General features: G+C 61.1%; 24 protein-coding genes and 1 tRNA gene. 10 read left to right on the top strand and 15 right to left on the bottom strand.

What is annotated here, in order from left to right:
• Nucleotides 1–12 precede the first annotated feature (12 nt).
• The 5 genes from citE to glmS form a co-directional block, all read right to left on the bottom strand.
• On the bottom strand, nucleotides 13–1,056 hold the full coding sequence (gene citE / locus ACYQ14_RS02760; RefSeq protein ID WP_459884608.1) for an L-malyl-CoA/beta-methylmalyl-CoA lyase: 1,044 nt from the start codon (nucleotides 1,054–1,056) through the stop codon (nucleotides 13–15).
• Nucleotides 1,057–1,132: 76 nt separating this feature from the next.
• Complete coding sequence (gene mch, locus ACYQ14_RS02755; RefSeq protein ID WP_459884605.1) at nucleotides 1,133–2,206, bottom strand: 2-methylfumaryl-CoA hydratase; 1,074 nt, start codon at nucleotides 2,204–2,206, stop codon at nucleotides 1,133–1,135.
• Entirely contained in the window at nucleotides 2,199–3,488 is a 1,290-nt protein-coding gene (locus ACYQ14_RS02750; RefSeq protein WP_459884603.1) for a methylaspartate ammonia-lyase, read from the bottom strand. Before ACYQ14_RS02750 ends, mch begins: the two co-directional genes overlap by 8 nt.
• Nucleotide 3,489: 1 nt before the next feature.
• Entirely contained in the window at nucleotides 3,490–4,923 is a 1,434-nt protein-coding gene (locus tag ACYQ14_RS02745) for a methylaspartate mutase subunit E (protein WP_459884600.1), read from the bottom strand.
• A 15-nt stretch (nucleotides 4,924–4,938) separates the two neighbouring features.
• Nucleotides 4,939–5,379 carry a methylaspartate mutase subunit S gene (gene glmS / locus ACYQ14_RS02740; protein WP_459884597.1) on the bottom strand — a complete coding sequence of 147 codons (441 nt, stop codon included), beginning with the start codon at nucleotides 5,377–5,379 and terminating at the stop codon, nucleotides 4,939–4,941.
• Between the two features lie 151 nt (nucleotides 5,380–5,530).
• On the opposite strand from glmS, the gene mct reads away from it, so the two are divergent.
• The 8 genes from mct (at nucleotide 5,531) to ddfA (ending at nucleotide 11,760) form a co-directional block, all read left to right on the top strand.
• Nucleotides 5,531–6,715 carry a succinyl-CoA:mesaconate CoA-transferase gene (gene mct, locus ACYQ14_RS02735; protein WP_459884595.1) on the top strand — a complete coding sequence of 395 codons (1,185 nt, stop codon included), beginning with the start codon at nucleotides 5,531–5,533 and terminating at the stop codon, nucleotides 6,713–6,715.
• 78 nt (nucleotides 6,716–6,793) lie between these two features.
• Nucleotides 6,794–7,114 carry a DUF5785 family protein gene (locus tag ACYQ14_RS02730; protein ID WP_459884593.1) on the top strand — a complete coding sequence of 107 codons (321 nt, stop codon included), beginning with the start codon at nucleotides 6,794–6,796 and terminating at the stop codon, nucleotides 7,112–7,114.
• 75 nt (nucleotides 7,115–7,189) lie between these two features.
• Nucleotides 7,190–7,951, top strand: a complete 762-nt coding sequence (locus tag ACYQ14_RS02725) for a GTP cyclohydrolase III (RefSeq protein ID WP_459884590.1) — start codon at nucleotides 7,190–7,192, stop codon at nucleotides 7,949–7,951.
• A gap of 147 nt (nucleotides 7,952–8,098) precedes the next feature.
• Nucleotides 8,099–8,719 (top strand): CBS domain-containing protein, encoded by a 621-nt coding sequence (locus ACYQ14_RS02720; protein ID WP_459884587.1) that lies wholly within the window; start codon nucleotides 8,099–8,101, stop codon nucleotides 8,717–8,719.
• 114 nt (nucleotides 8,720–8,833) lie between these two features.
• Nucleotides 8,834–10,051, top strand: a complete 1,218-nt coding sequence (locus tag ACYQ14_RS02715; protein ID WP_459884584.1) for a phosphoglycerate kinase — start codon at nucleotides 8,834–8,836, stop codon at nucleotides 10,049–10,051.
• Nucleotides 10,026–10,535: a GNAT family N-acetyltransferase gene (locus ACYQ14_RS02710; RefSeq protein WP_459884582.1), complete on the top strand. Its 510-nt coding sequence runs from the start codon at nucleotides 10,026–10,028 to the stop codon at nucleotides 10,533–10,535. The genes ACYQ14_RS02715 and ACYQ14_RS02710 overlap by 26 nt, the downstream gene beginning before the upstream one ends.
• A 12-nt stretch (nucleotides 10,536–10,547) precedes the next feature.
• Nucleotides 10,548–10,621 (top strand) — tRNA-Thr (locus ACYQ14_RS02705).
• An 863-nt stretch (nucleotides 10,622–11,484) separates the two neighbouring features.
• Nucleotides 11,485–11,760, top strand: a complete 276-nt coding sequence (ddfA, locus tag ACYQ14_RS02700) for a DdfA family disk-determining factor (RefSeq protein ID WP_459884580.1) — start codon at nucleotides 11,485–11,487, stop codon at nucleotides 11,758–11,760.
• Nucleotides 11,761–11,776: 16 nt separating this feature from the next.
• Here the strand turns inward: ddfA and ACYQ14_RS02695 are convergent, their stop codons facing one another.
• Complete coding sequence (locus ACYQ14_RS02695; protein WP_459884578.1) at nucleotides 11,777–12,175, bottom strand: acyl-CoA thioesterase; 399 nt, start codon at nucleotides 12,173–12,175, stop codon at nucleotides 11,777–11,779.
• Between the two features lie 54 nt (nucleotides 12,176–12,229).
• Nucleotides 12,230–12,973 carry a ribonuclease H-like domain-containing protein gene (locus ACYQ14_RS02690; RefSeq protein ID WP_459884575.1) on the bottom strand — a complete coding sequence of 248 codons (744 nt, stop codon included), beginning with the start codon at nucleotides 12,971–12,973 and terminating at the stop codon, nucleotides 12,230–12,232.
• Nucleotides 12,974–13,144: 171 nt separating this feature from the next.
• Here ACYQ14_RS02690 and ACYQ14_RS02685 point away from each other — a divergent pair, with 171 nt between their 5' ends.
• The gene (locus tag ACYQ14_RS02685) at nucleotides 13,145–13,903 is read left to right on the top strand and encodes a DUF7547 family protein (protein ID WP_459884573.1); all 759 of its coding nucleotides are present in this window, start codon (nucleotides 13,145–13,147) and stop codon (nucleotides 13,901–13,903) included.
• Between the two features lie 107 nt (nucleotides 13,904–14,010).
• Here the strand turns inward: ACYQ14_RS02685 and ACYQ14_RS02680 are convergent, their stop codons facing one another.
• The 3 genes from ACYQ14_RS02680 to hflX all read right to left on the bottom strand — a co-directional run bounded on the left by ACYQ14_RS02680 (nucleotide 14,011) and on the right by hflX (nucleotide 16,898).
• Complete coding sequence (locus ACYQ14_RS02680; protein ID WP_459884571.1) at nucleotides 14,011–14,370, bottom strand: PhlB family protein; 360 nt, start codon at nucleotides 14,368–14,370, stop codon at nucleotides 14,011–14,013.
• Nucleotides 14,367–15,521 carry a thiolase family protein gene (locus ACYQ14_RS02675; RefSeq protein WP_459884568.1) on the bottom strand — a complete coding sequence of 385 codons (1,155 nt, stop codon included), beginning with the start codon at nucleotides 15,519–15,521 and terminating at the stop codon, nucleotides 14,367–14,369. The genes ACYQ14_RS02680 and ACYQ14_RS02675 overlap by 4 nt, the downstream gene beginning before the upstream one ends.
• An 84-nt stretch (nucleotides 15,522–15,605) precedes the next feature.
• Nucleotides 15,606–16,898, bottom strand: coding sequence for a GTPase HflX (gene hflX / locus ACYQ14_RS02670; protein ID WP_459884565.1), 1,293 nt, complete (start codon nucleotides 16,896–16,898; stop codon nucleotides 15,606–15,608).
• A 453-nt stretch (nucleotides 16,899–17,351) separates the two neighbouring features.
• On the opposite strand from hflX, the gene ACYQ14_RS02665 reads away from it, so the two are divergent.
• Complete coding sequence (locus ACYQ14_RS02665; protein ID WP_283837529.1) at nucleotides 17,352–17,663, top strand: FUN14 domain-containing protein; 312 nt, start codon at nucleotides 17,352–17,354, stop codon at nucleotides 17,661–17,663.
• A gap of 37 nt (nucleotides 17,664–17,700) precedes the next feature.
• Here the strand turns inward: ACYQ14_RS02665 and ACYQ14_RS02660 are convergent, their stop codons facing one another.
• From ACYQ14_RS02660 to ACYQ14_RS02640, 5 genes are all read right to left on the bottom strand, one after another.
• Complete coding sequence (locus ACYQ14_RS02660) at nucleotides 17,701–18,426, bottom strand: ribosome assembly factor SBDS (RefSeq protein ID WP_459884562.1); 726 nt, start codon at nucleotides 18,424–18,426, stop codon at nucleotides 17,701–17,703.
• A 226-nt stretch (nucleotides 18,427–18,652) separates the two neighbouring features.
• Complete coding sequence (gene psmA / locus ACYQ14_RS02655) at nucleotides 18,653–19,411, bottom strand: archaeal proteasome endopeptidase complex subunit alpha (protein WP_283837527.1); 759 nt, start codon at nucleotides 19,409–19,411, stop codon at nucleotides 18,653–18,655.
• 4 nt (nucleotides 19,412–19,415) lie between these two features.
• Entirely contained in the window at nucleotides 19,416–19,895 is a 480-nt protein-coding gene (locus ACYQ14_RS02650) for an Rpp14/Pop5 family protein (RefSeq protein WP_459884558.1), read from the bottom strand.
• Nucleotides 19,896–19,905: 10 nt separating this feature from the next.
• Nucleotides 19,906–20,532 carry a class I SAM-dependent methyltransferase gene (locus ACYQ14_RS02645; protein ID WP_283837524.1) on the bottom strand — a complete coding sequence of 209 codons (627 nt, stop codon included), beginning with the start codon at nucleotides 20,530–20,532 and terminating at the stop codon, nucleotides 19,906–19,908.
• A complete protein-coding gene (locus tag ACYQ14_RS02640) occupies nucleotides 20,516–21,220 on the bottom strand; it encodes an RNase P subunit p30 family protein (protein ID WP_459884554.1) in 705 nt (234 codons plus the stop codon). The genes ACYQ14_RS02645 and ACYQ14_RS02640 overlap by 17 nt, the downstream gene beginning before the upstream one ends.
• Nucleotides 21,221–21,237: the final 17 nt, after the last annotated feature.

Below are 21,237 nucleotides of genomic sequence, written 5' to 3'. Positions count from 1 at the left end.
ATACGAGTCGTCCTACCGATACGAAAGCTCGAGTTCGCGTGCCCGCTCGAGCAGGTCTGCCTCGTAGTAGTCGTCGGTCTGTGCGGGCCGCGTGCTATCTATGGCACGGACCTGTTGGACGGTGTTGCGGAAGTTCTTGAACGTCGCCTCGTCGACCATCTGCCCGTCGATAGTGACCGCGCCCGTCCCCTCACGCTTGGCCTCGTTGAACCGCTCGATCTTGTGCACGTCGCGTTCGAGCTCCTCGTGACTGGGCATGTGGACCGTGTTGGCCTGAATGGTCTGTTTCGGATAGAGCGACCAGGAGCCGTCGAGGCCGAGCGAGGCCTCGTGTTCGACCTGGTCTGCGTACTCGTCGGCGTTGTAGTAGGTCAGCCCAGCGCGCTCTTTGAACAGGTCGTCGAAGGGACCGCCGATCGAGAGGAGACTCCCTGCGCTGGCCTCGTTCGAGAGCGTCTCGAGGAGCCCGTCCCAGCGGGGCATGCCGTCGCCCAGATCTCGACCACCGAGTTCGGCCGCGTAGTCGACGGGGCCGAAGACCAGCGCAGTGAGCCGTGATTCGGCGCCGAACTTCGAGATTTCGCGGAGATCCGATCGCGCGCGGCCGGTCTCGACGATGATCGAGAGCCCGATCGAGCCGTCGGCGTAGCCGTGTTCGGCTTCGGCCTCCGCGACGACTTCCGCGGCTAGCCGGACGTCCGCTATACGGCCGACCTTCGGAACGACGACGCCGTCGATTTCGTCGCCGATTTCGGCGACGAGCCGGTCGATCTGCTTGCGCCCTTTCTCGCAGTACTCTTCGTCCTCGTAGCTCCACTCGACGCGGGGCCAGATCTCGCCCGGGAACTCGTACTCGGGCACCAGTTCGATCGTGTTCTCGAGCCCCTCCGCTTTCATGTCCGGGGCGGTTCCGTCCTCCATGTCGGGGACCAGCCAGTCGGGTGCCTGGAATCCCTCGGACTCGAGGGCCGAAACGAGGTATTTCGCCGAGTCGTCTTTCGGAACGGCGGCCGGTGCAGTCTGGAACGTGCGACAGAGTCGGATATCGTCGGTCATTGTCGTGGTTGTGTCTGTGGAATGTGGTTGAACGCGATGCGTTTCGTTAGTCGTTGGATCGCTTGTCGCTGGAGCGTTAGTCGCTCGATCGTTTCTCGATCTCTGCGGTGCGAATTCCCGAGTAGACGGGTTCGTCATCCTGATTGAACGCGATGTGTTCGAACCGAACGATTCCCGCTTCGTCGGACGACGCGTCCTCTACGGCCTCAAGCACGCGCGTGAACGCGTAGACGGTATCGCCGCTGGCGACGAACGTGTGGAACGTCTCGTCGTCGAAGCCGACTTCGCGCCACGTTTGTTCGTCGGACCGGGCGTGGCCGAGCGCGGTCGAGCGTGTGACGTCGCCGTAAGTGACGATGCCACCCGAGGGCGAGTCGCCCATCACGTCCGCGTTGTGGTGTTGCTTGGCCGTGTTGAGCGTCGCCAGCGGCAACGAGGCGACGGTCACGTCGTCTTGGGTGCGACCGCGCTCGTGGCGATAGGCGACCGCGGCGTCGCGGCCGTCACTCTCCTCGAGTGCCGCGACGAAGTCCTCGAAGTAGCCGCCCTCTGGAGTGAGAAACTCCGCGGGCAGGTCCTCGGGTTCGTCGTCTTCGGGCTCCGACGAAGCCGCCGCAGACCCCCCGTCGGTTTCGACGGGCTGGCGACGCGGAATCATGTTCGTCCGCTCGTACGAACAGAGCACGTCGCCGGTCTCGGCGTCCAATCCTCGAGTGCGCCAGGAGACGATGCCGTACTGGGGGCGAGAGCTCGAGGTGGCCGTGTTCACGACCTCGCTCTCGACGCGGAGTTCGGTGCCCTCGTACACCGGCGTCCCTGGGAACCGGACATCGGTCCGCCCGAGGAAGTACCCGCCCTTCTCGCTCAGGTCCTCGACGGTGATCCCGAGCGTCGCAGCGGTGAGGTAGTCGGGGTGGATCGGCGGCTCGTCGAATCCTCGAGCGGTCGCCGCGTCGGTTCGCCAGTAGGCCGGATCGTGGTTCAACGTCTGGCTCATCCAGGACTCGTTGCCCCACCTCGTCAGCGTGAGGCCGGGGTCGTGTTCGATGAGGTCGCCCTCCGCGAAGTCCTCGAAGCAGTTTCCCTTCTCTCTGATCTCGACGCGTTCGAGCGCGCGTGTGAACGTCTCGGTGTCAGTCCAGTCAGTCATTCGCAGTCACCTCCTCTGGGTCCGTCTCGTAGTTCGTTCGTCTCTCCGCTCGCTCCCGTCGAGCGATCGTCCGTCGCATCTCGTTTTCGACGATCATGTACCCCTCGTCGAAGCCCATGCCTGGCTTTGCGAGCACCTGCGCAGCGTTCGTCGCGAGCGCAACGTGTGCACAGGCTCGAGCGGAGGTTTCCGTCTCGTTGCAGGTCCCGCCGAGGTACGCTCGAGTCTCGGTTCCCTCGCAGTAGCGAACGGCCTGGCCGCTCCGATGGATCCCGCCAAGATCTGGCGTCTTGATCTGGACGACATCGGCGGCCCCGGCGTCGACGAACGCCTGCACGTCCTCGAACGTGTTACACCACTCGTCGGCGACGATATCGACGCCGACGCCAGCCTCTTGGAGTCCGTCGCGCAGTCCGACCATGGCCTCGATCTGGCTCGTGCGGTCGCCGACGTCCATCGGTCCCTCGATCTGGATCGGGTAGGGGTCCGCCGCGTCCTCGAGCGCCGCGAAGTACTCGATCACCTCGGGGCGGTCGTAGGGCGCGCCGAAGACCTCGCCGATCATGCCGTAGACGTCGATGTGGAAACGTGGGTCGTACTCCGTGGGGCCCAGCTCCTGAGACCGCTCGACGAGCCACTCGACGTACTCCAGCAGCGTTTCGCCGTTCTCGCCGATCTTCTCGACGCTGTTTATCAGCGCGTGGGGGAGAACAGGGACGCCCTTGATGAACATCTTCTCTGTATTGTTGTACCGGTCGTCTCCTGACTGTCCGAACACGGGGACGGGTTCAGTTGCGGGTTCCGTGCCCAGCGCGTCGGCCAGGATTTCGGTTCGGGTCCTCCCTTCAGAAGTGGCAGCCGCGGCCAGCAACGCCTGGGAGACCCCGTAGCGGATCGCCGTGTGTAACTGGTCGCCGCCGATCTCGAGTTCCTCGAGCAGTTCGGCGTTCTCGAGGAACGCTCTCGCATCCCGTCCCTCGAGGATATCGTTGACGGGGCCTTCGATAACCTCGGCGTACGCGTCGGCCTGGAACAGCGGATCGCGCCCGCCGGCACCGGAGTACTGCACCGCCGCGCAGTCGCCCCGAACCTCAAGGCCGTCCGCGAGCTCGATATCGACGATGATCGACTCGCCGGCCTGGCGAATCTCGTCGAACCCGTCGGTGACGGGATCGCCGTCGTAGGTGAACCCGTCGTGTTCGGCACCGTCTTTGATCGCCTGCTGATCGTCGAAAAAGAAACCCGAGTAGCCGGGCGTGGCGTGGATAGCTTCGATCTCCATCTCAGACACCCCCCTGGGGCCGACCGATGAGCTTGCCGTCGCTGATCGCGTCCACGTCGTCGGCGACCATGCGGAACGACTGATCGCGGCCCTCAGTGTCGGCGCGCTGTGTGAGTCGGGCTTTGTGGATCTCCTTGATGTCGTCGTCCATCTCGAGGTCTGCCCACTCGAAGATTCGCACGCGGCCGTCGTCGTCCCGGGCCGGCAACACGGCACCCGCCGCGCTGTCGCTGGGTGCGAAGGGCACGTCGAGCGCGCCTGAATCGAACGCCTTGATCGTTCCCTGGACGACGTCGCCGTCGCCGTGGTCGAAGATGGTGTCCATCAGACACCGCGTCTCTCGCTCGATGAGATCCTGTTCCTCCTCGATGCCGTCGATATCGATCTGTTGTTCGATAGCCATATCGATGACCTGTCGCGTCGTGCGCAGTCCCGCGGAGTTTGCCTCCTTCGTCGGCACTCCCTGGAACTCCTGTGGGGACTTGGTGATAACCTTGTCCGGCTGTGCGATCGATGCCGTCATCCCGCCGAGGCTGATGACGCCGTTCGCTCGAGCCTCGTCCGGCGGGAACCCGCCCATCCACTCGTGGAAGACGGTAGTGACGACGACCTCGTCGGAAAGGTACTCGTTGCCCAGCTTCTTCAGGGCGTTCAGCGCCGCGACGTCCTGGACGATGTTGCCGACCTGCCCGTAGCCGAGAGTCACCGAGCGCACGCCCTGCGTGGCCGCGAGCTTCCCTTCGACCAGCATGATCGCGATCGCGATCGAGGGCGGAACGAGGGTTCCCGTCAACGGGCCGAACGGCTCGCGGTTGATCCGAACGCCGCGTTCGGTGTAGGCACCCGCGAGTCGGTCGACGAACTGCCACTTTTCGATGGTCTCCTCGAGGCCGTGGCGTTTCGTGTAGGGGATGTTGTAGGAGATCGGTCCGCCTTCGAAACTCTGGAACCCGCCCGCGAACGTGATCGCGGCGAGTAGCCGGGCGTCGGGCGTGCCGTGTCGGACCTCGATCGGCGCGTCGATCGCGTCGATCAGCTCCCGACAGCCCTCGACGCCGTGGTTAACCGCGGGGAAGCCGTTGAGCGTGTCCTCGCCCGTTTCTCTGGCCTTCTCGAGACCTTCTTGGGCCTTCCCGTACTCGTTGTCCCGCGTGTACGAGTCGATGGTTGTCGGGAGGAGATCCGCTTTCCCCTCGCTGTGAAGGTACTCGAGCAGTTCGACCTGATCGTCGAGCTGAGGGACACCCGCCCGCGGCTGGAGAAGTGGGCTGTCGGCCGATTCGAGGACGTCTGCGAACCGCTTGCGCTCGGGCAAGGATTCGTGGTACTCGATCGCTTCCTCGAAGTCGACGGCCTCTCCCGTCGACCAGTTGGATCGGATCTGTTCGTCGATACGCTGTAGCTCCTCGGACGGTATGCGTTCGTCTCGTATCATTTAGAAATGAATCATTTAGGAACTGATGGTCGGTCGTTCCGTTTCTGGCGTCCGTAGTTGGAGATCCTGCCTCAGGGCGGCGACCGCCTCCTCGGTATCGGTTTCGGAGTCGAAGACCCGATCGAAGCCGAGCTCCTCGAAGGTCGCTCGCGTCTCCTCGAAGTCGTCCTGCCCGACGACGAGGTTGCCGCCGATGTAGGTGGTGGCGTCGACGCCAGTCGCCTCGAGCGTCTCGTGAAAGCCCTGGCAGTCCTGTTCGGCGTGACCGTAGAGCGAGGAGACGAGTACGGCCTCCGCGTCGTGCTCGAGTGCGGCCTCGGCGAACTCCTCCTGGGAGGTCTGTACGCCGAGGTTGATGACATCGAATCCTGCTGCGTTGAATGCCTGCTCGAGGATCGTAATGCCGACGACGTGGGCGTCGGAGCCAATCACGCCGAGGACGACCGTTTGGGACATCGTACTCGAACGCTCGGGACAGTGCAGTATAAAGTTAATGATCTTCCATGATAATATTCTTTAAACATCCTTCCATCGTGCCTTTGTGACACAATCTCACCTTCATCATTAATAGCGAAGGTTTTTTGATCGGTACCGGAAACATCGCCCCATGGGAGCGCTGTCAAATCTTCGCGTGTTGGATCTCACGCAGGTCCTCGCAGGCCCGTACTGTACGATGTTGCTCGCTGATATGGGAGCCGACGTCGTCAAGATAGAACGCCCCGGCGGCGACCTGATCCGGTCGAATCCGCCGTTCGTCGAGGATGCGGAGGAAGAAGCCTACGGCGGCTACTTCCAGAGCGTCAACCGTGGCAAGCGAAGCATCGAACTGGATTACGGCGACGACCAAGACCGGGAAGACTTCCTCTCGCTCGTAGAAGAAGCCGACATCGTCGTCGAAAACTACCGCGCGGGGACGATGGAGAAGTACGACCTCGGCTACGAGACGCTTTGCGAGCACAACCCGGAACTCATCTACTCGTCGATCCGCGGGTTCGGCGATCCCCGGACTGGCGAGACGCACCGACAGGGCCAGCCCTCGTTCGATTTGATCGCGCAGGCGCTCGGGGGCGTCATGGAGATCACCGGACAGGCCGAGGGCCCGCCCACGAAAGTCGGGCCCGGAATCGGCGATCTCTTCACCGCGACGCTGAACTGCATCGGCATCCTCGCGGCGGTCAACCACCGCGAGCAGACCGGTGAGGGTCAGTACGTCGACACCAGCATGTACGACTCGATGATCAGCATGACCGAGCGCGCGATCTACCAGCACTCCTACACCGGAACCGCGCCGACGCGCCAGGGGAACTCCCACCCGACGCTGTTTCCCTACGACGCCTTCGAAACGGCCGACGGGCACGCGGTGATCGCCGCGTTCGGCACGAACCACTGGACGGAAGTCTGCGCCGCGATGGATCGGGAAGACCTCGCGGAGGAATACCCAACGCCCGCGAGCCGCCTCGAGAACCGCGAGCAACTCCGGGAGGAGATCGCGACCTGGACGAGCGAACTGTCGACGGAATCGCTCTGTGAGACGCTTGAGGGGCGGGTTCCGGTCGCACCCGTCCAGAACACCGACGACATCTTCGACGATCCGCACGTCCACGACCGCGACATGATCGCCTCCGTCGAGCAACCCGGTGCGGACGAGGACGTCGAAATCGCGGGCAGTCCCATCAAGATGACCGAGACGCCGCCGGAGCCGCGAGGGCGCGCCCCATTGTTGAACGAACACCGCGACGAAATTTTGGCCCAACGTCGCGGCGAAACCGAAGCGACTGCGGACGACGACTAATCCTCGAGGTCGGTACGTTTCGTTCCGTGACCACGAGAAGAAGTAACGTTTTTGCGACCCCCGCACACACGTCACGGTATGGATTGGCCACACGACCCGGACGGCGAGGAAGGGAGCAAGGGGATGCGCAACTACGACATGGCGATCATCGCCAGAAAAGTCGACGAGGATGAGGACTTCCCGCTCGAGGCCGACGAGTTCGTCGCGGAGTACGGTGACGATCCGATCCGAATCAATTACCAGCGCGTCGTCGCTCTCAGTGACATCTTCGAGTACGTCGAGACCGATTCGTTCGAGACCATCGTGGATATGCACAAAGCAGTCGGTAACGCGATGCGCGAAGGCAATTTCTGGGAGTACCACCCGAAGGGGGCTGACCCCGAGAAGAAGCGGGCTTGATCGGTCGATCACCGAACGCATCACGGATCTGGATTACGTATCACTTATACGAACACGTTCGAAAGATCGGACACAGTGACTAACACGCAGGTTACGCTCATCCAGATCGACAACTACGGTCCGTGGACGGTGACGCCCGAACCTCGCCGCGAAGCCGACCTGCAAACGATGCAGTCGCGGCTGTATGCGGATATCTCTCAGTTCGTCGGCAACCACGGCGGCTACACCTTCTTCACCCGCTTTGACAACATGATCGCCGTGACCAACGGGCTCAGCCTCGAGGATCACGCGGTCCTTCAGGAATCGGTCGGCAACCGGTATCCCGTCACGCTGAGTCTCGGCGTGGCAACCGGAACGAGTCCTGTTCAGGCGTTGGCGGACGCGACGGAACTCGTTCAGGACGCCGGGAGCGCTCAGGACAAGCACCGGCGAGAAATCCTTGACGGGCGGGTCGTCGAAGCGGATCACGGTGCCTCGAACGACGTTCAGATCGCTCACTTCGATGTCGTTGACGCGACGGGCGAGTACACGGACGAACTCAACGCCTACGATACCTTCATCGAGATCGAGCAGGGCTATGCGGCGCTCATGCGCCACATGCGCCACTCCCACGAGAGTCTCTCCTTTTTCGTCGGCGGAGATAACATCATCGTCGTCTGCCCGGATCTCGAGGAGGCCGACTATCGCGAGGCGATCGAACACGTCGCAGAGGCGGTCGATGTCGAACTACAAGTCGGCGTTGGCCGCGGAGCGGATGCCCACAACGCGGGAATGGCGGCAAAGCACGCCCTCGAAACGTGTCGGGCCGACGGAACGCGCGTCGAACTCGAGTGGTAGGCGACTCGAGGAACGGAATCCTCGGCTCGACGGGCACAGACCGTCAGCACGATGACCTCGATCGAGTTCCAACCTGAATCCTTTGACGGCACCGGGATTAAACCTGGCGGGGGTAGCTTTTAGAACGTCTGTGGGTATTGTTCACACATGGAACTGGAACTGTCGGTCAGGGACGTCCTGACAACGGAGTACGTCGGCGTCAGCGAGTCAGACACCGTTCTCGGTGCGGTCCGGCTCATGCGCGAGGAACGCGCCGGCTGCGTCCTCGTCGTCCGGGGATCGGAACCAGTCGGGATCGTCACCGAGTGGGACATCCTTGGGCTCGTCGCCGAGGAAGCAGACGCCGCCGAGACAACGATCGGTGCCGTAATGTCCGCACCCGTCATCTCCGTCCGCGGCGATCGAGCGCTCACCGATGCGGCCGATCTGATGGCTCGAGAAAACATCCGAAACCTCATCGTCACGGACGGATCGGACGTTGTCGGCGTTCTCACGCAACGGGACGTCATCGCGGCGGCAGGATCGTTTCACGCGACGGCGGCGCGTTCGGTAACGGAGACACAGCGAGACGAAGATTTGCTCTCGAACGGTGTCAACGTCAATGACTCCCTGGATTCGCGAACGGACGGGAACACCGACCCCGAGATCGTCCCGAACGGCGGCGACGAGTACTCGACGCAGGGCGTCTGTGAAGACTGTGGCTCGCTCGCGGATTCGCTCTGGGATGCTAACGGTCAGCTCGTGTGTGCGGACTGTCGAACTGTCTGAGAAGCCCGGGTAGTACCGGCCTATCACGAATTTTAAAGATACATCGTGTCAGCAAGTAGCGCAGATATCAGACCGATAGAAAGACCTTTCGGGCGAGACGATGGAGGGTCGATAATGATCGAGACCCTCGACGACCTCGACGTCGAAGGGACGACCGTGGGCGTCCGCGTCGACATCAACAGCCCGATCGCGGACGACGGATCGCTGGCTGATGACGCACGCCTTCGCGCCCACGTCGGTACCCTCTCGGAACTCTTAGACGGCGGTGGCCGCGTCGCGGTCCTCGCTCATCAGGGTCGTCCTGGCAGTGACGATTTTACCGGCCTCGAAGCACACGCAACACACCTTTCGGATCTGCTCGGTCGACCGGTCGAGTACGCCGACGTGACGTTCAGCGACGCCGCTCGAGAAACAGTCAAATCCCTCGAGAACGGAGAATGCGTCGTCCTTGAGAACACGCGGTTCTACAGCGAGGAATACATGGAGTTCGAACCGAACCAGGCCGCACAGACACACCTCGTCGAGGGGCTCTCGTCCGTCCTCGACGCGTACGTCAATGATGCGTTCGCCGCGGCACATCGCTCACAACCGTCGCTGATCGGCTTCCCGACGGTCCTTCCGAGTTACGCGGGGCGCGTAATGGAAGCCGAACTCGACGTGCTGGGATCGATCGAGGAAACGCCCGAACCACGGGTCTATATGCTCGGCGGGGCGAAGGTCTCCGACTCGGTCGACGTCGCCTGGAGCGTCCTCGAGAAGGGACTCGCCGACCACGTGCTGACGGCTGGCGTCGTCGGGAACGTCTTTCTGGTCGCCGACGGCGTCGATCTCGGCGATCGGAGTTCGGATTTTATCTACGATCAGGGCTACTGGGACGAGATCGATCGCGCACAGGACCTCCTCGACGCCTACGGCAGTCAGATCGCGCTCCCTCGTGATGTCGCCATTTCTCGGGACGGCGAGCGGTACGAACTGGGAGTCAACGCCTTACCGCCCCAGGATAACGAGGCCGCTCAGGACATCGGAAGTTCGACGCTTGCCTATTACGAACGGCTCCTCGACGATGCGGGAACCGTTATTCTCAACGGCCCTGCCGGCGTGTTCGAGGACGAACAGTTCCAGACCGGAACGCGCGGGCTGTACGAGGCGGCGACCGGCGTTCCGACCAGCATTGTCGGCGGTGGCGACACCGCCTCGGCCCTTCGATCGCTCGGCATCGAAGGCTTCTCACACGTCAGCACCGGCGGCGGGGCCGCGCTTCGGATGCTGACCGCCGAACCACTCCCCGCCGTCTCGGCACTCGAGAATGAGACAGAATCAGCCAGTCATTGAGCCCGCGACGACCGCCGATCTCGATGCAATCGTTACGCACTGGGTTCGACTCGCTCACGATCAGCGGGAGTACGGATCGTACATTCTGGCCGAACAGAACCGGGAGCTGATGCACGAAGTGTTAGCAGCACACAGTTTCGATGGCCGACTCCTCGTCGCTCGAGTCGACGGGACCGTTGCGGGGTTTGCGTCGTTTTCGATCGAAGCGGGCTCGCTGGCCCTCGAGTCGACTCGCGGATTTCTTTCCAACCTGTACGTTCGACCGGCGTATCGAGGACAGGGGATCGGAACTGCGTTGCTCGAAACAGTCGAGGAAGCGCTCGTCGAACGCGGCGCTGACGACCTGATTCTCGAGACGATGGCCGAAAACGAGCGAGCGCGTCGGTTCTATCGGCGCGCGGGATATGAACCCTTCCGGGTCTCGATGGAACGCTCGCTCGAGGATCGAACGAAAAACGATACACACTCAAAGGGGGAGGAATAACGAATTCATAGTGCCAGGGGAGCATGGGTGGTTCATGCACTCGACTTGTAATCGAGACTCCCGGGGTTCAAATCCCTGCTCTGGCTTTCGAGCGAGCACTTTCGCGAGCGAGAAGTCAAAACAGGATTTGAATCAGGGAAGCGCTTGCTCTGACCGTGGTTCAAATCCCTGCTCTGGCTTCCTATCGTTGGTTCAAAGCCAGTAGTAATTTGATACGCGGATTCGTCCCCACAATATCAGCGATGATGCCGTTCAGGTGCTATTCCATCGGTTCTGTTCTTTCATCGGGGCGATAATTCAGATATTCATCCGTGAAACCCATGAAATTGCCCTGGCCCGTACTACCGAGTCAACTATCATTCCGAACTTAGTCCGTGAAAGATAGGGGAATAGTTAATAGGCATTACCAATAATAACCACATGCCCATCCAGGTTTCCCCCAATCTGGAGGCGACACTACTCCCCCTACACTCTTTCCCCACTTTTCGATCGGCGTGAACGATTTTTCTCGGGTGAAACGAAAAGAAGACGAAGACGTTACTGTAAGTTCACCTTAGTTTCCCGCAATCATTCGAAGCCGAAAGGAGAGATAGACCAAAATAAGGACGAATGCGCCGGCGTACAACCATGCGTCGGTCGAAAGGGCATATACGAGTGCTCCAATGTTGAGAACGATACCAAACAGGTAAATCGGCTTGAGGCGGGTCGTATCCATTATGTCAGTACTTGCATCCTATACGCTAGTTTCTATCGTTCCGGATCGGGTTGCATCGTCCCAAGAAATATAAATAATCTTTAATAAATGGGACGGAATGTATCTGTCCTAGATTCGACGATAGCCTCAAAATAGGCCAGATTGAACAAGTTTATCCACTGATGTTCATATTTATGCAATTTAACCAGATATAGGTCACAGGATTTATACCTGATCGTGTTAAGTGTGCGCTCAATGCTACTCTCAGTGGACCGGTCTGACGGAAATTCTCAGCAATCGCTTAGTTTCGAAGTCATCAATGCCATCGCAGAGAAAGAAGGGGTCGATACGACAGCGATCGAACCGCCCGAGTACGAGCCGCTTTATGAAGTTCTCAATCCAGAAGCGCTGGATGCCCTGTTTGCTCCTCGAGAGGACGGGTCGCCTCGAGCGAACGGCCGAGTCGAGTTTGCGTACTGTGGCTATCAGGTTACCGTGACGAGTAACGGAAGAGTTATCGTGAGCGAATAACCCCATCAGAAACACCCTAGCGGCCGTCAGACTCGAGCTGATTCCGTAACTTCGGAGGGATCGACTGGGCCGTTCCGCTCTCGCGATCGACGAAGACCTGCACGGACCGCGCCGTCGCGGCCCGTTCGCCGTCGGCCCGGACCTCATAAACCATCGGAATACTCGAATCGCCGAGACCGGTAACTTCCAGTCCGACCGTCACATCTTGTTCCGCTTCGATCGGCGTTTCGTACTCGATCTCGAGCGATGCCAGAACCGTATCGAGGTCGACGAGTGAGTGGCCGACGACATCGCTGAAGTACGCTTCACGAGCTTCTTCGAGGTACGTCGCGTAAATAGCATTGTTAACGTGGCCCATAAAGTCGACGTCTCGAAGACGGATGTCGATAGCCACTTCGTAGGCGTACTCGCTCATTTCAGTTACTTGTACGTTCTACGGCAAGCTATAGCCACCGATTTGTCGCCGATATCAACAGTTGGCTTCGAAAACAGTTTCGTGTAACCGCGTGGAGACCGTCTCCATTAACGGCTCGAGATTCGCCGTGTCGTCGCGGTTGTACTCGATCAGCGTCTCGAGCGCTTCGTCGTCACCGCGTTCGTATTGGTGCCAGAGACGCACGGCGTCCCGCCCGGAGAGGTCCGGTTTGTCCCGGTCGATTCCGAGGTCCTTCTCGACTTGCTTGAGTCCGCCGTCGAGCCCGATTTTCTTACACGGGTACATGAGGTCGACGTGTGGCATCGAGACGTTCACGTCGTAACACGTCTCGAGGAACGGGACGTCGAATCGTTTTCCGTTAAAGGTGACGAGCAACGACGCGTCGTCAAACTCCGCTTGCAAGCGGGAAGCGGTGAGGTCGTCGCCGTTTACGAACGTCTTCGTTTCACCACCGCAATGGACGCTGACGGTCGTCACGTCGTTGCGTGCAGAATCCAACCCCGTCGTTTCGATGTCCAAAAAACACGCTTCGCTCTTGACGTTCTCGTACAGCCGCCAGTGACTCGAGTCCGGGAACGCATCGGCGAAAAACGCCATATCTCCGCTCGACAGATGGGACTGGCCTTCGTCGATAAACGTCTCGATCCGCCGGGCGATGGTCTCTCCGACGACCTCACCCTCGAACTCGTCCCAGTGGGTCACGCCGTTCGCCCAGAGCCGGCGTTCGGTCGCCTCGCCGACCCCCCGGACTGGAATGAAACTGTTCTCGATTTGCACACCTGTGGAGGTGTTTTGCGGGGACAAAAGCGCTTGGATCGGTGCTTCTCGACGGCGTAGCGGTGAGTCGCATGCTCGTCTCAGTTTCGTAAAAATCGATCTTCGGCGCTTTCCTGTCCTCGGATCGATTCAATCGGCTCTCTTTTCACCCAGGAGATACTATTGGGGGGTATGACCGACCGTGACGACGAGCTCGCGGAAGCAGTCCGCGAGCTCTCCGCAACGATCGACGAACTGCGCGAGGAACTCGCGCCGCGTCGTCGTCGGCCGTCGTTTCGTCCGCCGACGCCGGGCGAGATGCTTCGCGTCGCAGACGAGTTCGCGATTCCGGCGGCACTTGCGGTGTTGAAGGCTAACGTTCGGGCGCTCGAGGCGTTTCAACGCGGTATCAAGCTCGTCCAGACGGAACAGGAAACACGAGACCGAACCAAAACGGCCGCGAAGTCGACCGAAAAACGTGCGAAGAAACTCCGAAGGACGACCGTCTCACAGCTCGATACTGTCCTCGAGGAGCTACAGCGCGGCGTTTCCGAGGGATCGGTGCCGGCCGACGAACGCGTAACCGACCTGCTGAGTGAAGCTCGAGAACTCCGTGACGACGTGGATCGACGCCTCCGCGACGCCGTCGAGGAGACCAACTCGACCGACGCACAACCGATCGAAATCGACGGGAACGACTCGGACTCGAGCGAGCCCGACGAGGCCGGTTCCGTCCTGAACGACGACGACGATTCGAACGTCGACGTCGACGCCGAACTCGAGACGCTCAAAGATCAGTTCAACGATGACGACCCGTCGACGGACCACCGAGGGGATCGAATCGCTGACGAGTCCGACGGACTCGGAGAGGAAGACGGGGACCAGCCTCCCGGGAGTGACGACGGCGACGAATCGCCCAACGATGGCGACGGCGACGACGCAGACGACTAATGGTTCGGACAGCGATCGATTTTGCTGATTGACGCGCAGACTTTGCTGATTGACGCGCAGAAAACGATTTTGAGGACGATTACCGACGAGGAGAATCGCTCGACAGTTCAAACCGGTTCGAACCGGTAGCCGTCCCACTCCTGACTGTCGGGCTCTCTGATCCCCTCGCCCGGTGTCCGAAGTTCGTCAACGTAGACCGGCTCGACTTCGTCGCCCGTTTCGATGTCGTCGCTCGTCGCCTGACCGATCGCGCGGACCGGCTCGCCGTCGACGTCGAACTCGACGATTGCGAGCGTGTTGGGCTCGCGGACGCCGGGGGGCGTCGCGGTACTCGTCGTCCACGTAATCACCTCGGCGGTGTATTCGCTCAAATCGACCGTATCGACCGGTTCGCTCCCGTCGGGGCCGATCGGGTGGCCGGGGTAGCTGATCGATCCGTCTTCGTAGCGATAGGCTTCCATGGTCATGCTCCTGCCTCCATGATCGTCGTGATGACACAGTTTCCGAACCCGCCGACGTTACAGCAGAGGCCGACGTCGGCCTCGACCTGTCGCGGCCCTGCTTCGCCGAGCAGTTGTTCGTAAATTTCGACGCCCTGTGCGACGCCGCTGGCACCGAGGGGGTGTCCCTTCGACTTCAGCCCGCCGGAGGTATTGATCGGCAACTCGCCGTCGCGGTCCGTATAGCCCTCCTCGACGAGCTTCCAGGCCTCGCCCTGCTCTGCGAACCCGAGCCCCTCCATCTGGAGGAACTCGAGGATCGTAAACATGTCGTGGAGCTCAGCAACGCCGATGTCCTCGGGCTCGTAGCCGGCCATCTCGAAGGCACCCTCGCCGCTCTCGACGACGCCGCCCATGATCGTCGGATCAGGGCGTTCGTGCACGACGTGGGTGTCCGTCGCGCCGTCGATTCCCGACACCACGACGTAGTCGTCGGTGTACTCCGCCGCGACCGACTCCGGACAGAACATGAGCGCCGCGCTGCCGTCGGTGATCGGACAGAAGTCGTAGAGTCGAAGCGGGTCGGCGACGACGGGCGACTCGAGGATCGTCTCGAGGTCGACTTCCTTCTGGAACTGCGCGTGGGGATTATCGACGCCGTTTTTGTGATTCTTGGCCGCCACTTTGCCGAGACTCTCTCGCGGCGCGTCGAAGCGCTCGAGGTAGTGTCTGGCGGTCAGCCCGGCGAACGACGGCAGCGTGATGCCGTGTTTGTACTCGCAGGGATGAGTCAGCGACGCGATGACGTCCGTCGCTTCTGCGGTCGTTCGGTGGGTCATCTTCTCGCCGCCGACGAGCAACGTCATGTCGCTCGCGCCGCTTGCGACCGATCGCCACGCGGCGTACATGCCGGCACCGCCGCTCGAACTCGTCTGATCGACTCGCTCGGTGTAAGCCGGAATCGCCCCCAGATCGTGGGCTAACGCGTTTACAACTCCCGTCTGTCCTTCGAACTCCCCGCTTGCCATGTTCGAGACGTACAGGTGGTCGACGTCCGTCGGATCGACGGCCGCATCCTCGAGGCACTCGCCGCCGGCTTCTGCGAGCAACTCGCGGATCCAGGCGTCCCGCTGGCCGAACTGGGTCATCGAAGATCCGATGATTGCAACTCGTTCCATACCCTGACAATCACGGGATATCGGTTTATATGATTGGGTCCGAGTCGATCGCCTCTAAAAAACGGCGGCGGTCGAAACGTCAGATCAGGCAGACGCCGTCTCGAGGTCGCTCGCGCGCGAACGCGCCTGCGAGATAACAGTAGGGCGCGCTTCGAACGAGAGGAGGACGTCCTCGTCGCCGTAGGTAACGTCCTCGACGTGGGCGTTGTCGTGGATCCACGAGACGAGACTCATCGTGTCGTCGGTCATCGGCAGGACGAGCCGCTCTTGTTCCCAATCCGGGAGTTCCCGATCGATCCGGTCGAGTAACTCGCCGATGTTCGCCCCTTCGCGCGCGCTGACGGTGACGGGGTTCGGAGCCAGCGCTGAGATGGCGGCGGCTTTCTCCTCGAGTTCCTCGTCGCTTACGGCGTCGATCTTGTTCAGGACGGTAACGATCGGGGCTTCGTTGCGTTCATAGAGCGTGTCGTGGCAGGTGACGAGCTTCTCGTGAATCTCGTCGATCGGTTCGCTGACGTCGACGACGAGCAAGACGAGGTCCGCGCGGTAGACGGAGTCGAGTGTGGATTTGAACGACTCGACGAGCCAGTGTGGAAGGTTGCTGATGAAACCGACCGTATCGGTCACGAGCACGTCTCGAGGCTCGATGTCGGCCCGTCGCGTCGTCGTTCCGAGCGTGGTAAAGAGCCGATCCTGCGATTCGGCCGTCGAATCGAGATCCGGGTGAAGTTCTTCGTTTTCGTCGACGTCCAGATCGTCGGCGAGACGGCGGAGAAGCGTCGATTTCCCCGCGTTTGTGTAGCCCGCGAGCGCGACGAGATCGAAGCCGGAAGCGCGACGGCGCTCGCGACGGTGCTGTTCGTTCTGCTCGATCTGCTCGAGGTCGTCCCTGATCCGGCTGATCTGGGACTTGATATCCTGTTCTCGGCTTTCGTCGTACTCGCCGAGACCCATGAAACCGGGGTGTTCGTCCCGTTTTGCCAGACTCGTCTTCGCTTCCGCTCGAGGGAGTTCGTAGCGAAGCTCAGCGAGCTCTACTTGCAGCTGTGCTTTCCGGGTCTGGGCTCGCTGGCCAAAGATCTCGAGGATCAGCGTGAACCGGTCCATGATCTCGACCCCCTCGGGAAGGAGCTGCCCGAGGTTGTACATCTGATACGGTCCGAGACGGTTATCGAAAATGACGGTCGTCGCCTCGGACATCGCGGCCTTTTCTGCGAGTTCGTTCGCCTTCCCCTCGCCGAGTTGCAACGCGGCGTCGGCCGTTCGGGACTGCGTTACCTCGCCGACGATATCGTATCCTGCCGCCCGTGCGAGCTCGCGAATCTCGCTTGTGTCGGGCGTTCCGGAGTCGATTCGTTTTGCGATGAGTGCCTTCATACGATTAGCTGTGCATTGTCTGAGCAGTTGTCGATCGACGGGTGCGTCGCACTACCGTCCGAAACGTCGATTTTGGCGGGCGATCGATTATCGTGACGCCCGTCCGGTGCTCTGACACGCTAGAGATGCCGGGCAGTCACCCCGATTGGTGCTGTGTAACTCATACTCCCACGTAGGGGTCCGACCACCTTGAATCCCGTGGCGTTTTCCGAACCTGGGTGGAGACCGTGGCGCTTGCCCGCTTCGCTGTCGGCTCCCAGACTGTTCGGTCCCGACAGACGCCTCTCACGGTTCGAAGCCCCTCCTGCTCGTAATAGTTGTCCACCGACGGACCCATTCATCGATGATTTACCCTAAATACTCGACAGATCTGGTTTGAACGCACTCGCATTCGTTGAACACAGAATGTCACGTACCACAACTGATTTTGTCACCGGTTCCCTTCGGTCGGCTATGGTGGAAATCGACCCGACATCGGTGGGATTCGAGTTTGCGGCGAGTGCAATTCTCGGTGGGCTGATCGGCTTTGCGGTGAAAAACGTCGCAAAAATCGTTGCAGTCATTATCGGCGTCCAACTCGTCGTCTTTCGATACCTCGAGTCGAACGGCATCGTGATCGTCGACTGGGATCGGCTCAGCGCCGGCTTGCTCGAGACTCAGGAACAGGCAAATCAGGGGGTACACTGGCTCACTTCGGTCGTCTCGACGCTCTCGGTCGGTGTCGGGTTTACCAGCGGGTTTTTACTGGGCTACTATCGCGGATAAGATTCCCGACACCGGTCTCGGTCGAACAACGGATCCGTTATCTCGTTTTGAGATCGTCTTTGTCCTTGACAACCTGCGTCTCTGCCTCGCCGCTCGTGTTCTCGTTGACGACGTCGTAGAAGTCGTTCTGCAGGCCTGCGGGGAAGGTAATAACGCCGATCCACGAGCCGTCCGGCTGCCACTCTTCGCTCTCGAGATCGCCGTACTGGCGGATTTTCGCCTGAGCACTGCCGGCGTGTTCCGGCGGAATCTGGACGGCGATCGAGACCTCTTCGAACCGAATCGGAATCACGGGACGCAGATCGTCTAACGCGTCGTCGACCTGCTCGCTCACCGGCTCCATCGGATCAACCGTAAACCCCGCCTCCTCGAGCGCGCTTTCGATCCGCTCGGGGGGATGCGGTGCGTCGTCCATCTGGGGGTTGATGGCGTTGCGCGCTATCGTGGTGATTAGCTGTTTTCGCTTCTGTTCTTGCATCTCGCGGCGCTGGTCGGCTGTTATCTGGATCTCTCCTTCCTTGATGACCTCGGGGATGATCTCGAGTGGATCCGTCGTGTCGAACACTTTCTCGAGATCATCTTCGGCCGGCCGATCACCGCTCGAGGCGTCCTCGAACACGTCTTCGGCGGCGATGTAGTCCTCGAGATCCTCGTCGAACTCCCCGCGTTTGATCTCGAGTGCCGCGTCGGGATCGACTAACACTTCGAATCGCGCCCCGTGTGACTCGAGTCGCGCCGTCACCGCCTCGTCGAGTGATATCATACCGGAGCATACCCCCGGCCGGGTAAAAGAGCTTTTGCCGCCGGCCAACGCCCTCGGGTTCTCCGTGTCCGGCGGTTTCGGAGATAGCCACCTCGAATGCGTGTGCGGGGCGATCCGCCGTTGGTTCGTCGGCCGTTACCCGTTCGCGCACTGTCGTCGGACTCCTAACTGCACAAACGGCTGTGGGACTCGAATCGGAACGTGCGAAACGCAAAAACGGGTCGCGTTACTCGTCGTCTTCGTCCGCGCCTTCCTCGCCGAGGAGGTCGTTCTCCTCGAGGTGCGATTCGATCTGGTCGAGACCGAACTGCTCGAAGGACTCGGATTCAGCGTCGATGGTCGCAAGCCCGACTTCCGAGGGCAGGAGGCCGCCGTCGTTGACCGATGCGAGCGCGTCAAGGGCCAGGGAAATGCCGCCGTCGAGATCCGCTTCGGCGTCGTAGTTTTCCTCTAAGTAGCTCTGGAGTTCGCCCCGGTCCGCGCCGACCGCGAGTGCCTTCCACTCGTAGGGCGTGCCGGATGGGTCCGTCTCGAACAGGCGTGGTTCGCCGTTTTCGATACCGCCGACGATGAGCGCGACGCCGAACGGGCGCGCGCCGCCGACCTGCGTGTACTGCTGGATGTGGTCGGTGACGTTCTTGGTCAGCGTTTCGACGCCGACCGGCTCGCCGTAGCGCAGGTGATTGACCTGTGCCTGACGACGGGCGAAATCGATCAGCTGTCGCGCGTCGGCAACGTGACCGGCGCTTGCGATTCCGATGTGATCGTCCGCCTTGTGGATCTTTTCGACGCTTGAGTCCTCGAGGAGCGGGGACGGGATCCGCTTGTCAACCGCGAGAACGACGCCGTTTTCCGTTCGAATGCCGATACTCGCCGTACCACGTTTGACCGCCTCGCGGGCGTACTCGACCTGGTAGAGTCGGCCGTCGGGCGAGAAGATCGTGATGCCTCGGTCGTACGCCTGCTGTTGGGCTTGTCCCTGCATAGTATCACACTAAATCGAGGTCTGTCGCGCCGACGAACGCGTCGTCGAGTCGGATATCCGCGGATCCGTTTCGTCCGACCGCGACTCGCTCAGCGTTCTCAAACACGACGTTTCTCTCTGACGGGACTTGCCCGCGTTTACCTAAAAACTTTTCTTCAGCGGCACGGATCGTACCACTGATCCCTGCGACGCGAATACCGACGGGAGACCCATCGATACGGTCGATACACGCGAGCGCTGCTCTGGCAGGTTCCGTTTCTCCGTGACGTACTTTGATGACCGTTTTGCCGGTTCCGTCCCCGAAGTCGAACCTGACGACGGACAAATCGGCGTCTGCACTCCCCGGATCGCCGAGTAAATTCTGGCCCGCGTACCAGAGCTCGCGCTGAAACGCCCGTCGATCGATCGCTGCGTCGGGCCAGGACTCGAGTTCAACCGCGAGGTAACGCCATCTCGGGCGGAGGTGCTTCGGAAGGTGTTTCATCGTACTGTCGTTATTCGGTTTTCGGCTTCTCGCTCGTCGAACGTTCGGCGACGAGCACGCCGACCTGATCGTGGACGCGTTCGACCGCCGTCAGCGAGAATCCGGCGTCGGTGAACGCGTCCGCGAGCGTGCCGACGGTCGCCGGATCGTCGACTTCGGGCGAGTAAAACGGCTCACTCGGATCCGGTTCGTCGAAGAACATCACGTCGCCGAGGACGAACGTTTGCGCCTCGAGTGCGGCGATCGTTTCGATGGCTTCCCGCTTTTCGGCGTCCGCGAGGTGGTGCATCGCGAAGTTCGACGTGACGATATCGACCGGGTCGTCGTACTCCGGTTCGCGGAAGGATCCCTCGTCGAACGCAACGTTTTCGAGGCCCCGTTCGTCGGCTTTCCGCCGCGCTTGCTCGAGCATTCCCTGGCTGATATCTCGACCGACGACGTGCTCGGCATCGGCCGCGAGCGCGAGTGCAATCGCACCGGTCCCGGTGGCGAGATCGAGAACCGTTTCGTCAGGGTCGGGATCGGCGTGTTCGATAACTATATCGGCACACGCTCGATACTCGGGAGATTTTGAGTCGTCGTACTCGCTGGCTTTCTCGTCGAACCGAGCCGCGTGTTCCTCAAGACTCTTCTTCATACCTTCCTCGTTTGACCCCGGGCTCAATGAACGAATCGGACTGAATCTCCCGGTTGCGCTCGGCGAGTTCTTTCCATTCCTCGAGACCGGTTTCGATCCACTCCGGCGAGACGCCAAGTTGGTCGCCGAGCGCACGGAGCTCTCGTGGGCCGCGAAACTCGAGGTGCGACCGGGGGTCGGCGCTCACGACGTAGGGTGCGCCGTAGTAGTCGACGATCTCGCGTAGTTTTCGGAGTGACTGAATGGTTCGGACACGACGGCCGCCGCTCTCTCGAAGCACGTCGCCGAGGTTGAACTCGAGACGGACGCCGTTCTCGAGGGCGGCTTTGACCAGGACGTGGTTGATATCGCCGCTCCCCGCCATCGGGTGAGCGAGAACGTCGACCTTCTCGTTTTCGACGGCGAAGCGATTCATCGCGTTGGTTCCGCCGTGAACCGCGAGTATCGTGGTCGACGATCGATAGTTTCCGACCGATCCGCTCGCCTGTTCGGGCGCATCAGCACGAACCTCGATCCCCTCGACGACGTCGACGCCGTACTCCGCCGTGATTTCGTCGGCGTCGAACTCGCTTCTCGAGTCGTCGTGATTTCGGACGACCACGCCATCGAAACCGTATTCGGCCGCCGTTTTGGCAAGTCGAGCGACGGTGCTTTCACCGTCGGGTCGGGCGTGGACGCCTTCGTACATACCGGAGTTTCTACGCG

Source organism: Halostagnicola bangensis (genome assembly GCF_054653435.1).
The sequence above is the reverse complement of the archived record's forward strand: the minus strand, read 5'-3'. Positions and strand labels throughout refer to the sequence as shown.

Coding starts and splice junctions, on each gene's coding strand:
- citE (WP_459884608.1), bottom strand. CDS start 1,056: ATGACCGACGATATCCGACTCTGTCGCACGTTCCAGACTGCACCGGCC.
- mch (WP_459884605.1), bottom strand. CDS start 2,206: ATGACTGACTGGACTGACACCGAGACGTTCACACGCGCGCTCGAACGC.
- ACYQ14_RS02750 (WP_459884603.1), bottom strand. CDS start 3,488: ATGGAGATCGAAGCTATCCACGCCACGCCCGGCTACTCGGGTTTCTTT.
- ACYQ14_RS02745 (WP_459884600.1), bottom strand. CDS start 4,923: ATGATACGAGACGAACGCATACCGTCCGAGGAGCTACAGCGTATCGAC.
- glmS (WP_459884597.1), bottom strand. CDS start 5,379: ATGTCCCAAACGGTCGTCCTCGGCGTGATTGGCTCCGACGCCCACGTC.
- mct (WP_459884595.1), top strand. CDS start 5,531: ATGGGAGCGCTGTCAAATCTTCGCGTGTTGGATCTCACGCAGGTCCTC.
- ACYQ14_RS02730 (WP_459884593.1), top strand. CDS start 6,794: ATGGATTGGCCACACGACCCGGACGGCGAGGAAGGGAGCAAGGGGATG.
- ACYQ14_RS02720 (WP_459884587.1), top strand. CDS start 8,099: ATGGAACTGGAACTGTCGGTCAGGGACGTCCTGACAACGGAGTACGTC.
- ACYQ14_RS02715 (WP_459884584.1), top strand. CDS start 8,834: ATGATCGAGACCCTCGACGACCTCGACGTCGAAGGGACGACCGTGGGC.
- ACYQ14_RS02710 (WP_459884582.1), top strand. CDS start 10,026: ATGAGACAGAATCAGCCAGTCATTGAGCCCGCGACGACCGCCGATCTC.
- ddfA (WP_459884580.1), top strand. CDS start 11,485: ATGCTACTCTCAGTGGACCGGTCTGACGGAAATTCTCAGCAATCGCTT.
- ACYQ14_RS02695 (WP_459884578.1), bottom strand. CDS start 12,175: ATGAGCGAGTACGCCTACGAAGTGGCTATCGACATCCGTCTTCGAGAC.
- ACYQ14_RS02685 (WP_459884573.1), top strand. CDS start 13,145: ATGACCGACCGTGACGACGAGCTCGCGGAAGCAGTCCGCGAGCTCTCC.
- ACYQ14_RS02680 (WP_459884571.1), bottom strand. CDS start 14,370: ATGACCATGGAAGCCTATCGCTACGAAGACGGATCGATCAGCTACCCC.
- ACYQ14_RS02675 (WP_459884568.1), bottom strand. CDS start 15,521: ATGGAACGAGTTGCAATCATCGGATCTTCGATGACCCAGTTCGGCCAG.
- hflX (WP_459884565.1), bottom strand. CDS start 16,898: ATGAAGGCACTCATCGCAAAACGAATCGACTCCGGAACGCCCGACACA.
- ACYQ14_RS02665 (WP_283837529.1), top strand. CDS start 17,352: ATGGTGGAAATCGACCCGACATCGGTGGGATTCGAGTTTGCGGCGAGT.
- ACYQ14_RS02660 (WP_459884562.1), bottom strand. CDS start 18,426: ATGATATCACTCGACGAGGCGGTGACGGCGCGACTCGAGTCACACGGG.
- psmA (WP_283837527.1), bottom strand. CDS start 19,411: ATGCAGGGACAAGCCCAACAGCAGGCGTACGACCGAGGCATCACGATC.
- ACYQ14_RS02650 (WP_459884558.1), bottom strand. CDS start 19,895: ATGAAACACCTTCCGAAGCACCTCCGCCCGAGATGGCGTTACCTCGCG.
- ACYQ14_RS02645 (WP_283837524.1), bottom strand. CDS start 20,532: ATGAAGAAGAGTCTTGAGGAACACGCGGCTCGGTTCGACGAGAAAGCC.
- ACYQ14_RS02640 (WP_459884554.1), bottom strand. CDS start 21,220: ATGTACGAAGGCGTCCACGCCCGACCCGACGGTGAAAGCACCGTCGCT.